At 72.1% G+C, this 14,254-nt stretch carries 10 protein-coding genes and 1 tRNA gene; 8 read left to right on the top strand and 3 right to left on the bottom strand.

Features of this window, described 5'->3' with window-relative positions:
- The first annotated feature begins 2 nt into the window (after positions 1–2).
- Positions 3–1,736 carry a C40 family peptidase gene (locus tag N4G66_RS45945; protein ID WP_391858851.1) on the top strand — a complete coding sequence of 578 codons (1,734 nt, stop codon included), beginning with the start codon at positions 3–5 and terminating at the stop codon, positions 1,734–1,736.
- A 101-nt stretch (positions 1,737–1,837) separates the two neighbouring features.
- Here the strand turns inward: N4G66_RS45945 and N4G66_RS21960 are convergent, their stop codons facing one another.
- Positions 1,838–2,155 (bottom strand): hypothetical protein, encoded by a 318-nt coding sequence (locus N4G66_RS21960; protein WP_261705856.1) that lies wholly within the window; start codon positions 2,153–2,155, stop codon positions 1,838–1,840.
- Between the two features lie 178 nt (positions 2,156–2,333).
- Here N4G66_RS21960 and N4G66_RS21955 point away from each other — a divergent pair, with 178 nt between their 5' ends.
- The 4 genes from N4G66_RS21955 (at position 2,334) to N4G66_RS21940 (ending at position 6,183) form a co-directional block, all read left to right on the top strand.
- The gene (locus tag N4G66_RS21955; RefSeq protein WP_261705855.1) at positions 2,334–2,882 is read left to right on the top strand and encodes a PadR family transcriptional regulator; all 549 of its coding nucleotides are present in this window, start codon (positions 2,334–2,336) and stop codon (positions 2,880–2,882) included.
- A gap of 85 nt (positions 2,883–2,967) precedes the next feature.
- Positions 2,968–4,143: a DUF2306 domain-containing protein gene (locus tag N4G66_RS21950; RefSeq protein ID WP_261705854.1), complete on the top strand. Its 1,176-nt coding sequence runs from the start codon at positions 2,968–2,970 to the stop codon at positions 4,141–4,143.
- 83 nt (positions 4,144–4,226) lie between these two features.
- Positions 4,227–5,264, top strand: a complete 1,038-nt coding sequence (locus N4G66_RS21945) for a hypothetical protein (protein ID WP_261705853.1) — start codon at positions 4,227–4,229, stop codon at positions 5,262–5,264.
- Positions 5,265–5,493: 229 nt separating this feature from the next.
- Positions 5,494–6,183, top strand: a complete 690-nt coding sequence (locus tag N4G66_RS21940) for a hypothetical protein (RefSeq protein WP_261705852.1) — start codon at positions 5,494–5,496, stop codon at positions 6,181–6,183.
- Positions 6,184–6,285: 102 nt separating this feature from the next.
- Here N4G66_RS21940 and N4G66_RS21935 read toward each other — a convergent pair whose 3' ends face one another.
- Entirely contained in the window at positions 6,286–7,515 is a 1,230-nt protein-coding gene (locus N4G66_RS21935; protein WP_261705851.1) for a PP2C family protein-serine/threonine phosphatase, read from the bottom strand.
- Positions 7,516–7,946: 431 nt separating this feature from the next.
- Between N4G66_RS21935 and N4G66_RS21930 the strand changes: the two genes are divergently transcribed.
- The 3 genes from N4G66_RS21930 to N4G66_RS21920 all read left to right on the top strand — a co-directional run bounded on the left by N4G66_RS21930 (position 7,947) and on the right by N4G66_RS21920 (position 10,961).
- Positions 7,947–10,001, top strand: a complete 2,055-nt coding sequence (locus tag N4G66_RS21930; RefSeq protein WP_261705895.1) for a DUF1996 domain-containing protein — start codon at positions 7,947–7,949, stop codon at positions 9,999–10,001.
- Between the two features lie 187 nt (positions 10,002–10,188).
- Positions 10,189–10,620 (top strand): hypothetical protein, encoded by a 432-nt coding sequence (locus N4G66_RS21925; RefSeq protein ID WP_261705850.1) that lies wholly within the window; start codon positions 10,189–10,191, stop codon positions 10,618–10,620.
- Between the two features lie 267 nt (positions 10,621–10,887).
- A tRNA-Met gene (locus N4G66_RS21920) sits at positions 10,888–10,961 on the top strand.
- A gap of 71 nt (positions 10,962–11,032) precedes the next feature.
- On the opposite strand, the gene N4G66_RS21915 is transcribed toward N4G66_RS21920, so the two are convergent.
- Positions 11,033–14,062 (bottom strand): AfsR/SARP family transcriptional regulator, encoded by a 3,030-nt coding sequence (locus N4G66_RS21915; RefSeq protein ID WP_261705849.1) that lies wholly within the window; start codon positions 14,060–14,062, stop codon positions 11,033–11,035.
- Between the last annotated feature and the right edge of the window lie 192 nt (positions 14,063–14,254).

Here is a 14,254-nt window from a genome sequence, read left to right as displayed (position 1 = left end):
CCATGGCGCCGGAACGCACCCCGCCCAGCGGCGAAGAAGTCCGCCGACGGCTCTCGTCCCTCTACGACCAGGCGGAGAACGCCACCGGTAACTTCAACGCGACCCGCGCCCTGGCGAACTCCACCCGCACGTCCGACCGGCGCGCCGTCGGCCAAGGACGTGCCGACCAAGGACGTGGCGATGTCGATCCCGCTCAGGAAGCCCTGATGCGGCAGTGGTTCGACGGAGCGCGCTCCCGTTTCGGGCCCTCGGCCCCGGCCGTATTGCCGGCCGACAGACAGCCGGACCGTGGCAGGGAAGACGGCCGTCCGACGGAGGGTGCGAGACGTCCGAAGGAGCTCCCCGCGGAGCTCCCGACGGTGTATCAACTGGAGCAAGCCGGCCGGCCCGTGGCCGAGTTGACGGCGGCACCGGTACGAGAGCTGACCGCGGGTCCGACTCCGGAACTGACCGCGCGCCCCGTCCTTGAACTGACCGCGGGACCGGTGGCCGAGATGACGGCCGGGCGTGCCCCGGCTGCACCGGCACCCGAGACTGCCGCCCGCGCGAGCCTTCCCGCGGCGCCCGCTCCGGCGGCCGCGTCGCAGAAGTCCTCGCTGCACCTCAAGAAGGACACGGCGCGGCGCAAGCTGGCCGCCGCACAGGAGCTGCTGTCGCGACACACGGCGCGGCAGAGCATGCCGGCCGTACAGGCCCCGGCGGTCGAGTACCGGCCGGTGGAGGAACCCCGGCTCCCCTCGTTCCAGCCCGCGCCTCAGCCCGCGGTGTTCCAGTCGGCGCCCCAGCCCGCCGCGTTCCAGTCGGCCCCCCAGGCCACCTCGTACGCGTCGGCGCCCCAAGCCACCTCGTACGCGCCGGCGCCCCAGTCCGCCGCGTTCTGGACGGGGCCCATGCCCCCTGCCTTCGAGTCGGCCCCGGTGCCCCCTTCGTTCCAGCCGGCGCCCGTGCCTACTTCCTACGAGCCGACGCCTTCGCCCCCTGAGTACAGGTCGGTGCTTCTGCCGCTTGCCTACGAGTCGGCGCCGCTGCCCACCTCGTACGAGCCGGCGCCCCCGCCGCCCGAGTACAGTTCGGTGCTCCTGCCGCTCGCGTACGAGTCGGCCCCCCGGCCCACCGCGTACCAGTCGGCCCCCATGCCGCCCGCGTATGAGTCGGCCCCCATGCCGCCCGCGTACGAGCCCGCGCCTCCGGCCTCCGCGTACGAGCCCGCGCCCCCGCCGGTCGACGACGCCTGGCGGCAGTCGTTGCGGACCGGTAAAGAGCAGGTGTGGCCCGCCGCTCCCGGGACCGTCGACACGAATCCGGGGTTCAGCATCGACAGCCTCGTCGCTGCCGCAGCCCCGCCGGTCGCCGCAGCCCCGCCGGTCGTCGGATACGACAGCAGGGCCGGGGAGGCGGTCGCCTTCGCCCGCGCGCAGGTCGGCAGGCCGTGCGTGTGGGGGGCGTCCGGACCCGGTTCCTACGACCCCTCCGGTCTCACCCAGGCGGCGTGGAAGAGTGCCGGGGTCATGCTCCCCCGCGCGACGCCCGACCAGGCGGGGGTCGGCCCGGCGGTCTCCCTCACCGGCATCCAGCCGGGTGACCTGGTCTTCTTCCACGCCAACGTGAGCCACGTCGGTATCTACGTCGGTGACGGCAAGATGATCCATGCCCCGAGTCCCGGAGCGCGGATCACCGAGGAGTCGATCAACTACGTCGGACAGGCAGCCATCCACAGCGTCGTACGACCGGGCTGAGCCCGGCCCGGCCGTCCAAGGGTGCGCTTGCCCGAGCCGAGAGTGCGGTCGGGTCGTCCGGGGAGCGCGGGCGTCCCCGGGAACGCCGCAGCGGCGCGCCGTCAGAATTCCCGGTCGATCCCCGTGACGGCGGCCGGTCCCAGCGGGGCGTCGTCCTCGGAGAGGCCGCTGTCGCGGAGCGCGCCGGAGACGAGCCGTACAGCCTCGGCTTCCGCGCTTCTCCGGTCCGCCGCCTCGATTTCGAGCCGGACGGAGAACGTGTTGTTCTCGTCGACGGTCAGCAGGCTCAGTTCCTCGCTCTCGCCCAGGTCCGTGTTCTGCGGGTCCTGAGGGCGAAGCCTGCGCTCCACGTCGGCACGGGAGACGTCCGAGAGGCCGTGGACGAACGTCCCGGGAACGGTGATGACGAAGGTGGTCACAGGAACTCCTAGTGCGGGTGCTCCGCGGGCCTGAAGTGCGGTCGGCTGTGTGATCGCCCGTGTACCCCGCATTGTGCCGGGCACCCGGATCTTCTTCCCGTCGGGCGGAGCCTGCCGGGTGGTGGCCGGACCTGACGGTGCCTGCCACCCGGTGATCGCGTGGCGATACGGTCGCCCCATGGCTGACGCTCGGTTGACCACCGCCTCGTATCTCGTCCTCGGCACCATCGACAAGCTGGGCGAGGCCAGCGCGTACGACGTCAAGGTGGAGGCGGCGCGTACGGTCGCGCCCTTCTGGTCGGTCCCGCACGCGCAGGTGTACGCGCAGTGCGACCGTCTCCTCGAAGCCGGGCTCCTGTCGCAGGTGCGACAGGAGAGCGGCCGTAACCGCAGGGTGCTCACGCTGACGGACCAGGGCAGGGCGGCTCTGCGGGGCTGGCTGGAGGACCCCGCCTTCGTCCCGGTCGAGGCGCGGGAACGCGGCATCCTCAAACTGTGGTTCGGCGGCCGGCCCGAACTGCTCGGCCCCGTACAGCTCGACGAGCACCACCGGACCCTGGACGGCTACGAGGAACTCGCCGAAAGCGTCGGAGAGCTGCTGACGCGCGGGCAGCGGGACGCGCTGGAGTTCGGTATCCGGTACGAGCGGATGATGATCGATTTCTGGCAATGGGTGCAGCGCCGGGGTGAGGACACGGACGGGGACGGGGACACGACAGACCGTTGACCCGGGTGGTGGACGGCCCCTACCGTCTCGATAGTCCAAACGAGACTATCGATGGTCGGGTCGTGACCACGGGCAAGGAGTTGTCGTGCGTCGTTCAACCGGGAACGCCTGGCGTCGCGTCGCCCTGATAGCCGTATCGGTCGTGTGCGTGGGCTACGCGCCGATCGCGATGACCGAGCTGTGGCCGTACGCGCGTCCCGGCGCGCCGGCGTTCGGCGAGTGGATCCTGGCGCACGTGGTCTCGCCGCGCTACGTTGCCGACGCGCTGGCCACCCGGATCGGGCCGTACCGCCACAGCCTCGTGCCGATGATCGTGCACTCCGTACTCGGCGGTGTGCTGATGCTGCTGGGCCCCGCGCAGGTGCTCACCGCCGTACGACGCCGCACGCGGCTGCACCGGGTTCTCGGGACAGTCTTCGCGGTCACCGTGTACGCCTCGATGGCGGGCGCCGCGCTGTATCTCGCGCGCACGGCTCCCGAGGACGCCTTCAGCGGCGCCGCCTTCTGGATCGTGCTCGCGACCATCCTGGTGGGCACCGTGATGAGCGTGACGTTCGGTGTGCTCGCCGCCGTCGGCGGGTTTCCCGACCTGCACCAGCGCTGGATGCTGCTGTGCTACGGGTTCCTGCTGACCGCCCCGCTGCTCAGGTTCGAGTGGGGCGGCCTGCCTCTGATCCTGCCCGGCCTGTCCATGGCCGAGATCAACCAGGTGGCCACCATGCACCTGGGCTCGATCGTCGCGTTCGGCGCGCTGATCGCCTCGCGCTCCCTCGACCGGCGCACGACGGTCGCCGGCGTGTCGCGGTCCTGGGCCCCTGTGCCCGCCCTGGCCGTCGCGCACCTGGCCGGAGCTGCCGCGCTGACCTGGATCGCGCGCGCCTCGCTGGACCACGGCACGCAGGGGCGACGGCTCCTGCTCGCCTATCTCCTGCCGTACGCGGGCACGTACGCCGTGATGGCCGTGTGCGCCCGGCGTGCAGGCCGGGAAGGCCGCCTCTGGGCGCGGGAGGAGTGGCGTCTGCACTGGGCGGCCCTGTGCCTGGCGCCGGTGCTGTCGGCCGGGGCCGCTCCGATCCTCGAACGATCACTGGGGCTCGACGGGCTCACGGCGCTGGCCGCCGGGGCGGCGATCGGCTGTGGTGCGATGGCGGTCACGGCGACCCTGATGGTGAGCGTGCGCGTCATGTACGCACGCGAGGTCCTCAAGCGGGCCGTACCCGCACCCGGTTCGGCTTCCCGCCTCTCGACGCCGGTCTCGTAACCCCCCGTCCCCTCTCGTCTCCCTCATTTCTCTCAGCCACCTCGTCCACCTCGTCGTGGTCCCCGTCCGGAAACGGAGTCCCCATGCCGAACGCATCAGACCTGCCCCGGCACGACGACCCCACGGGACACCCGCGGCAGCCTCCGCGAAACGCACCAGAGCGGCAGGAGCGGCAGGAGCGGCAGGAACAACAGGCGCGGCAAGAGGGGCAAGAGTCGCAGGAGGCGCAGGACGCGGCGCTGAGCGCCACCGGACGCGCTGGGGGACCCCTAGCCGTCGGCGGGCGGCCGCTGACTCCGGGGGTGGCGATGCTGGCCACCGCCGTCGGCGTGGTCAGCGTTCTCGTCGGCGGGCTGCTGGCGGCGGTGGCCCTCACAGGGCACGTCTTCGGCGCGTGGCGCTCCCCGGAGTCGCTGACTCCGGGGCTGATCGGGGCGGCCATGCTCGGCACCGCGCCGGGACTGTTCGCGGTGAGCCGGGCCCGCGGCTGGCACGAGGCCCGCGCGCTCGTCCACCCGCTGGCCGTGGTCCTGGTCGGCCTCTTCACGGTGAGCCTGCTCAACGCCGGGCACCTGTACATCGCACGGGGCGGCTCGGTCGTCCCGGTGCTGTTCAGTCTCGGCTGGCTGTTCACGCTCGGCGTGCTGTGCGTGTGCGCCCTGATCGCGCTGGCCTGGCAGTACCTCACCCCCGCCCAGCCGCTCGGCCCACGCGGCGCGCCCCTTCCCGGCTGGTCGAAACCCGCGTTGGCCGTGCTCGGTTCGGCCTGGCTCGGTATCGGTACGGGACTGCTGGCCCGGCCCGGCTTCTGGGCCGACTTCGTGCCGTGGAGCGTCAACCGCCCGGACGCGCAGGCGCTCGGTGTGTGGGCACTGGCCCTCGGCGTCGGCGTCCTCGGCGCGCTCGCCGAGGACGACCTCGGACGCACCGGCCCGGCCCTGATCGCCCTGCCCGGCACGGCCGTCACCGTGACCGTCGTGCTGGCCTGTCGCGCCCCGGCCGTCAACTGGTCCTCGGGCCCGGCCCTCTGTCTCGTCTCCATGGTGGCCGGGCTCCTGCTGGCCGGCGCGAGCGGACGCCTGCTGCTGGCGAAGTCCTTGGCGCAGCGACCCCGGAACTGAGGACGCGCGGAGGCCAACACCGTTCTCAGCCAACATATGTGACGTACCGTCACTTCGATGTGGGGGTGGCCATCGGCTCTCGGAGAGTGCGGACGGGAGGCTTCGCTGCCGACTCCCGGAAACGTTGCCCACTCCATCTGTTCCGGACGGAGGCAGAGCCCCGGCCCGCGCGCGAACGGCAGGATACGAGGCGCTGACCGACGAGGAACGACGCTGGGGGTGGGACGGTATGCGCGGGTGGCTTCGTCCTCCGCTCGCCCCGGAGCCGGACCTGACAGCGCACCTGCGGAGCACGGTGTGGGGGCCTGCCGAGTTCGTCGGATGGCCGCCCCGGTGGCTGGTGGGGGAGGGGGTCCTCGCCGGGGTTCTGGGGGCCGGGTCGATCGTCGGCGTCGGGGTCGTCGGCGATCGGACCGGGGTGCCCGTACTGGCCAGTGGTGAGGCGGGGCTCGTGTGCGCCGGAGCCCTCGTCCTTCACCTCGTTCGTGTGCGGGCGGGGCGGGCACTGGTCGGCATCGTCGCGGTGCTCGGCGTGTGTCTCGCCCTCCAGGCCCCGCAGGCCGCGGCGGGCCTGGTGCGGGCGGACGGGGAGCGAGTGGCGCCCATGGTGGTCACCTCCGTCGAGGGCGACGGGCGGACGGGCGCGGGCAGCACGCGCTATCTGTGCTCGGTGGTCGCCCGGGACGGTGTACCGATCAAGGTCCGCATCCGGCAGGGCTGCGGGCGGACCACTCGGCCGGGTGACGTGCTCGCCGTCGTCTACGACCCCGAGGGGCGGGTACCGCCCCGCGCCCTGGCGGCCGGACCGGCGGCGACCGTGCCGCTCTGCGATCTGGCCGCCCTGGCAGCCGCACTCCTCGCCGGGTGCGTGCTCGCGGTGGTCCGCTCGCACCGCCTCACCCATGCGGCCACCGCGTGACGCCGTTCGCCGGCCGCCGATGACCGACAGCCCCCCCGACAACCGGCTGCCGCCGGTAGCCGCAGTCCGTCGGCAGCCACCGCCGTCCGCCGCCGGTGCCGCTCAGAGCGGGAGGATCACCAGGGCCGTGTCGTCGGTGGCGCCACCGGGCGGGATCAGGCCCGACAGGAGGGCGTCGGCGAGCGCCTCGGGTTCGGCGTCCCGGTTATGGGTCAGAGCGGCGGCGAGGCGTCCGAGGCCGACGTCGATGTCTTCGACACGGCGTTCGATCAGCCCGTCGGTGTACAGGACCAGGGTGTCGCCCGCCGCGAAGTCCGTGGTGGCCTCGGGGCGCGCCACGTGTTCCGGCCGGGCTCCGAGCGGCGGGTCGGTCGCCCGGTCCAGGAAATCCACCCTCCCGTCGTCACGCAGGAGGGCCGGCGGGAGGTGTCCGGCACTGCTGTACGTGATGGTGTGGGCCTCCCAGTCGATACAGGCCGTCACCGCTGTCGTGGATTCGGCGCCCTCGACGGAACGCGCGTACAGCCCGAGTACGTCAAGTGCTCGGGCGGGACCTCTGGAGGCACGGGACGCGGCACTGAGGGCACTGCGCAACTGCCCCATGACACAGGCGGCGGACAGCCCGTGCCCCACGACGTCACCCACCGCGACCGCCATACGGTCGCCGGTCAGCGCCACCAAGTCGTACCAGTCGCCGCACACGTTCAGCGCACTCGTGGCCGGCCGGTAGCGCACGGCCGCATGGTGGAGCCCCACCTGGTGCGGTGAGGGCAGCAGCGCGTCCTGGAGGGCGACGGCGACCTCCCGTTCGCGGGCGTGCGCCCGGCGCAGGCGGTCGTTGACCTCTTGCAGCTCCCGGGCCCGGGTGTACAACTCGGCCTCCATGACAGGGGTCCGGTCGCCGGTCGCCGGCTCGCCGCGGGCACGGATGAGCTCGGTGACCTCCTCCACCCGGTGGACCACCAGCACCACGGTGCCGTCCTCACCGAGCACGGGGGCGTTGACCGGGCTCCAGTACCGCTCCTGCCAGACGCCCGGCCGGTCCAGGGACTCCACGTCGTAGCGCTGCAGGGCCATGGCGTCGCGCTCCCCGGATTCCACCACCCGGCGCAGGGACGCCTCCAGGTTCCGCATCCCGTTGGCGGCCGGATCGTCAGGGCGGTCGGGGAACACGTCGAACAGGTACCGGCCGACCAACTGCTCGCGGGAGCGGCCGGAGTTGGTCAGGTAGTCCTCGTTCGCGTCCACGAAGACCAGCTGCGGGGTGAGCAGCGCGACCATGCCGGGCAGGGCGTGGAAGACACCGCTGTAGTCGATCCCTGCTCCCGCCACCTGTTCACCCGCCTCACACCGCGGCCCTGGTCGTGCCCACGGTGGAAGCGGCGGAGCACCTGACCCTGCCCCACCTGCCCGGGGCATGGCAGGGGCCGCGTCCAGGGCGTACGCGTGGTGCAGTGTTCCCATCAGGCCACCGCTCCGTGTCCGGTGCAACCGCGGAGGTGCCGCGGGCCGCCCTTGCTCTGCCCGGTCCGCGCGGGACGGGCCGGTCTTCCGACGCTTGCCGAACCGTCCTCGGGCCGTTGCTCCGTACGGGGTTACTGTGAATGCGAGGGACGGTTGAACACAACGAAACCTGCGCGCGTATAGGGCTGGGGGATTTCCATGCCGAGCCGACCACGACGCGTAGGAGCACCACCTTGGGACGCAACACGCGCAGACGCCCCACGGGCGCAAGACGCGCGACTTCTGCAGCTTTCGCACTGATATTGGGCGGAGGCGGACTGGTAGCAGTCAACGTCTACGCATCGGCGACCGAGACCGGGGCGGGCGGCGACCCGCTGGGCGTGCACGTCCTGGCCGCCGGATCCGCCACCATCGACTGCCCTGACGTCGGTGACCAGTTGAAGACGGTCCCGGACGCCGCGAAGGGGGATGTCGACAAGGAACTCGCGGTCATGGACCAGCAGATCGCCGAGGCCTACCAGCAACTCCAGGCAAAAGCCGATCAGATGCAGCAGAACGGCGACAGCGGCGCCGACGCCATCATGAATCCGCTCAAGGAGAAGCGGGCCGAGTCGATCGGCCGCATCGTGGCCGCCATCGACGCCGCGGGGGATCCGCCGAGCGGTCTCGACGGTCTCGCGGCCTGCATACTGCGTCCCTCCGGCATTCAGCCCGGCAGCGGGGAGAGCGCCGCTCCGAGCAGCGCGCCGTCGGACCAGAGCGGCGCACCGCAGGATCAGAGCAGCCCGCCCCAGAATCAGGGCGGCCAGCAGGGCGGCGGCGCCGCTCCGGTCGGCAACGGCCCCGTGGTCGCCGACTTCGCGGACATCAAGTCCGTCCAGCCCAACGTGCAGACCCCGCAGCCCCAGGGAGACGCCTCGCAGGGCGAGTTCGCCACGAGTTGCGGGGTGAACGCCAACGGACTGTTCAACTCCGACAACGTGATCGTCGCTCCCGGCGTCACCAACGGCGCCCACCACTTCCACGACTACGTCGGCAACCAGTCGAACACCGCCTTCGCCAGTGACGACGACCTGGCCAAGGCCGACACGTCCTGCCAGGACAAGGGCGACAAGTCCTCGTACTACTGGCCCGTGGTGCGGCTCCAGAACGGCACCCGCGAACGGGACGCCGACGCCGCCGGCGGCGGGACCGAGGGCAACGCCGGTCAGATCGTCACGCCCAAGCAGGTCACGCTGACCTTCGTCGGCAGCCCGCGCAGCAAGGTCACGGCCATGCCGCGTCTGCTGCGCATCATCACCGGCGACGCCAAGGCGTTCGTCAACGGCACCAAGAACGCCAACGCCTCCTGGAGCTGCACCGGTTTCGAGGACCGGCAGTTGAAGGACAAGTACCCGGTCTGCCCGCAGGGCAGCGACGTGGTCCGCACCTTCAAGTTCCAGAGCTGCTGGGACGGCGCGAACATCGACAGCGCCAACCACCGCACCCACGTGGCCTTCGCGGACGCCGAGGGCAACTGCCCCGGCGGCTTCAAGGCCATTCCGCAGCTGGTCCAGCGCATCGTCTACGCCATTGGTGCGCCGAGTCTGCAGGACGGCGGCCGTACGTCACCGTTGTTCGCGGTGGACTCCTTCCCCGAGCAGCTGCACAAGCCGGTCACGGACCACGGCGACTTCATCAACGTCTTCGACGAAGGCCTCATGAAGGACATGGTCGACTGCATCAACAGCGGCCGGAAGTGCGGCGCGGGTGCGGGAGCCGAGCAGCCGCAGGACCCCGGTACCGGTGAGCCGCAGCCGTCACAGAGCGCCGAGCCGAACCCCTCGGAGGCGGCCCCGAACCCGTCGGAGGCGGATCCGAACCCCTCCGAGGCGGATCCGAACCCCTCCGAGGCGGTCCCGAACCCGTCCGAGGCGGTCCCGAACCCGTCCGAGGCGGATCCGAACCCCTCCGAGAACCCCTCGGAGCAGCCGGCGCCCACCGCGGACGACCCGTCCAAGGGTGCGGGGGGAGCGGCCCCCGGTGACAATGGCGGCGGACAGACCGCGGAGCCCACGGCCGGAGCGCCTGGCACCGAGCCGGCGGGCGACGACGCACCGCCCGTCAGCGTGGAGCCCAAGTCCGATGTGACGACCCCGGGCAACGATCAGGACGGCGAGGTCGGTACGCCCGCGCAGACGGAACCCGCGGCCGGATCGTATCCGTCGGCCGTATCGGGGGCCGAGCAGCCGCAGGCGGTCGGTAGCGGCGGGCTCGCCGAAACCGGGGCGAACCTGTGGCCGGCCGCGATCGGCGGGATCTGCGTGATCGGGGGCCTCGTGGTGCTTCTCCGCATCCGCCGCATCTATAGGTGACACGGACCGGCCGGGACGGACGAGTCCTGACGGATGAGTTCTGAGGGGGCTCGTGGCCTGTGCTGACAGGGCACGGGCCCCCTCGGCCGCGTCCGGGGCGGCAATCTCGACCGGCGGTGTGCGCCGATTCACAGCATGCTGGTGGGAGACGCGATCATGTCGTCCACATTGGGGAAGGCGAAGCTCCATGGACGCATCAGAACAGGCACCGGATGACCGGCCCCTCGACCTGTACCTCGAAATGCTCCGCCTGCGTATGGATCCGGCGGACTACGCGCTCTTGCTGCGCATGGTCGAGCCCGTGCTCGAGGCGATCAGGGAACAGAGGGCGGGAGCGATCGAACTGTGTTTGGACGGCGCGGAACCCGACAGCGTCCCGCAGGAGGTCCGTGACGAGGCGTCCCTCGTGGTCGCCGTAGCCGTCACGGGACGACTGGACAACCGGATCGTCGAGCTGGAGACCGAGGAGATCGGTGTCGTCCGGGTCGTCACGGATTCGGGTACCGCCGATGATCCGGAGCGGTGCAGGGAGATCGCCGACTTCATCGGAGAGCGCCACCGTCAGGACGAGGAACTGCGCGGAATCGCCGAGGCCAGCGGTCTGCCCACCGACGTGTGACACTGTCCGTCCCGTTCCGTCCCGTTCCGTCCCGTTCCGTTCCGTTCCGCACAACCGTAAACCGGCTGGTCGGAGCGGAGCGGAGCGGACGCGAGCCGCTGTGGGCCGAAGCGGGGCCCGGCCCCGGCCTGTCCCGCGCGGGGCGCATCGGGCCTGTCGGGGTCCCTGGCCGGCCGGTCGCCGGGGCCGGAGACGCGCTCCGGCGCCCGTGCTCGGGTGATCATGGTCTTCGGTCCGCAAAAGATGACGTAGAGTTGAGTTCAACGACGCGGGGTGGAGCAGCTCGGTAGCTCGCTGGGCTCATAACCCAGAGGTCGCAGGTTCAAATCCTGTCCCCGCTACTCGAAGATCGAGGGGCCGACATTACGATGTCGGCCCCTCGGTCGTTTTCTGCGGTACATGGCCTCAAGCCTCAGGCCAGGGCCGAGCCCGGCCGGTGGGGTGACCAGGCGCCGCCGGGACGGCCTCGCTCGCCCGTGGCGCGTATGTGGGGGAGACGGAGCCGGGGGAGCAGGCCGGCGCGCAGCGGATCCGTGTCGGCGAGGCCCAGCTGGTCGGCGATGGCCAGAGCCCGCGCCCACGCGCCGTGCGCGGCGCGTGGGGCGGAGCAGGCGTGGTGGATGTCGCCGAGGCAGACGAGACCCGCGGCCTCGCTGTGGAAGTCGCCGGTCCGGTGGAACAGGGCGACGGCCTGCTGGTAGCAGGCGACGGCCTGGGCGTACTGGGCAAGACGGTGGTGGATGTAGCCGAGGCTGTCCCAGGTGTGCGCCTGGCCGTTCAGATCACCCGTCTCCTCGGCCAGGGCCAGTGCCTGCCGGCAGTGGACCAGCGCCTTCTCCTGGTAGCCGAGCTGGGCGTGCATCCATCCGATGTGGTTGAGGGCGGCGGACTGCCCGGCCCGGTCGTCGGCCGCCCGGTAGTGCGTGAGGCTGTGATGGGCGTGCGCGAGGGCCTGCTGGTGGAGCTGCTGCGCGGCGCTCATCCGGGCGAGGTGCTGGTGGGTGCGGGCCTGTCCGGCGTGGTGGCCGAGCGCGCCGAACAACTGGAGGGCGAGCAGGTAGTGGGTGCGCGCCTCGTCGCGCCGGGTCAGCCGGTCGTGAGCCAGGCCGAGTCCGCGGTGCGCGTCCGCCTGGCCCGCCGTGTCGCCCTGCCGCCGGGCGGCGTCCAGGGCGGCGGTCTGCACGGTGGCGAGCGCCCGCCAGTGTCCGTGCCGGTCGAGGAAGGTGGTGAGGGCCGAGGCGAGTCTCGAGGTGTGCGCGTCGAAGCCCTCGGCCGCGGCCCGGTGCACGGCGGCGAGGAGCACGGGAAACTCGCTGGTGAACCATTCCTGGGCCTGCTGATGGTCCATCAACTCCAGCGGTTCGGATCCTGGTTGAGGCGGTGGGAGCGGTGCCGGACGGGGCTGGGGGGTCAGCAGTACGTCCGCTCGGTGCGCAGTGTGCGCATAGTGGTCCAGCATCCGGAGCGTGGCGTCGTGCCGGACGGTCGCACTGTCGTGCGTGGCGACCAGCTCGGCGGCGTAGGCGCGCAGCAGGTCGTGGAAGGAGTACCGGCTTGCGGCGGTCTTGGTCAGAAGGTGCCCGCGCACCAGTTCCGTGAGCAGCGGACGTATCTCCGCCGGTCGCGCCCCGGCCAGCGCGGCGGCCACCGGGAGCGCCGTGTCGGGCCCGGGATGCAGCCCGATGAGGCGGAACACCCGGGCGGCCTCGGGGCTCAGGGCGTGGTACGACCAGGAGAAAACGGCCCGTATCTGGCTGGTCGGCTCCCCGCCGTCGAGGGCGTCGAGCCGGCTGTCGGCCAGGCGTACCTCCTGGGCGAGCCGGGCGAGCGGCAGCCGGGGATCAGCGGCGGCCCGCGCGGCCACGACGGCGAGCGCGAGAGGCAGTCCGGCACACCGGTCGACGATCTCCCGCACGGCTGACGGTTCGGCCTCGGTGCGGTCGGCGCTCAGCCGGGTGGTCAGCAGGTCCCGTGCCTCGTCGGGGGTGAGCAGTCCGAGGGCGAGGAGGTGGGCGCCCTCGGCGGCGGCCAGTCCGGTGAGCAGGTTGCGGCTGGTCACGAGTGCCATGCAGCCGGGTGAGCCGGGCAGCAGGGGGCGGATCTGCTCGGCGTCGCGGGCGTTGTCGAGCACGACGAGGACACGCCGCCCGGTGAGCAGGCTGCGGTAGAGGCCCGCCTGCGCGTCGAGGCCGACCGGAATGCGGCTCGGCGGCACACCGAAGGCGTCGAGGAAGCCCCGCACGGCCTCCGCCGGGCCCATGACCGGCCCGCCCGGGGCGAATCCGCGCAGGTTCACGTACAACTGCCCGTCGGGGAAGGCGCCTTGTGCGGTGCGTGCCCAGTGAACGGCCAGTGCCGTCTTCCCCACGCCCGCGGTGCCGGACACGGCGCAGATCACCACGGCCCGTGGTTGGCCGACTGTCGCCGCGAGGAGTCCGTCGAGATGCGCGAGTTCGTCCTGGCGGCCGGTGAAGCCCCTTACACCCATGGGTAGTTGGGCCGGTAACTCGCCCAACCGGGCTGCCGCGGTGGGCAGCGGTGGCGGTGCCGGAGGTGTCGGTGGTTCGGGGGGCGTCGCGACGGCGGTGTCGTCCGCCGCGCCGGTGGCTGTCGGCCAGGCCGGAGGCGCGGACAGACTGCCGCGCAGGATGGCCTGGTGGACATCCTGGAGTCCGGGAGAGGGATCGGAGCCGAGCTCCTCGGCCAGCCGTCGGCGCAGAGCGGCGTAGCAGTCGAGGGCCTCCGCGCCGCGTCCCGCGGCGTGCAGCGCCCGTATCAGGGCCTCGCTGAGCGGTTCCACCAGCGGATACTCGCCGAGCAGGTCGCCGAGCGGGCCGATCACGGAGACCGGGTCACCGGCCCGCAGCGTCAGCCGGGCCCATCCGACGGCGGCGTCCACATGCTGCCGTCGCCATGCCTCGCGCACCCGTGCCGCCCACTGGCCGCTCAGCCCGGCGAGCGGTTCACCGCGCCAGAGTCCGAGGGCCTCCCGCAGCAGGGACGCCCGGGCTTCGTCCGACCGCCTCGTTTCCCGGGCCCGGCCGACGAGGTGCCTGAAGCGCAGGATGTCCACCTGGTCCGGGCCCGCCTCCAGGACGTATCCGCCGGAGCGCCGCACCAGCCGGAACCGTACGTCGTCCACCTCGCCCAACTGCTCGCAGAGCCGCCGGATCCGGGCGATGTGAGCGTGCAGGGCACGCCGCGCGCCGTCCGGGGGTTCCGTGCCCCAGACCCTTGTGATCAGTACGTCGGTCGCCACGGGCAGTGCGGTGTCGACGGCCAGTGCCGCCAGCACGGCACGTCGTTGCGGTGGACCCACTTCCCTCGCGTGTCCGTGCTCCGCGAATTCCACCGGGCCCAGCAGCCGTAATTCCACCACGATGTCCGCACCCCCGTGCAGATCGCCCTTCACCGTCGCGCATCCGCAAGTGCTGGGCGACAAGCTATCGACAACGTTGCGACCCACGCTCGGAGGCCACGCTGGTGGCGCGGCGGAATCGCATATGCCCGCGACCGCCGTGGTGCGGAAGAGGCGAGATCGGCAGTGAAGTGCCGCGCAGGACGGGAGAGCCGGGCCCGTGTCCACGTGCCCGGCCCCGGCCCGCGGCCATGACCGCGGACCGGGACCGTCGGA

It is taken from the genome of Streptomyces rhizosphaerihabitans (genome assembly GCF_025399795.1).
In the GTDB taxonomy this organism is placed as follows: Bacteria; Actinomycetota; Actinomycetes; order Streptomycetales; family Streptomycetaceae; genus Streptomyces; species Streptomyces rhizosphaerihabitans.
The sequence above is the reverse complement of the archived record's forward strand: the minus strand, read 5'-3'. Positions and strand labels throughout refer to the sequence as shown.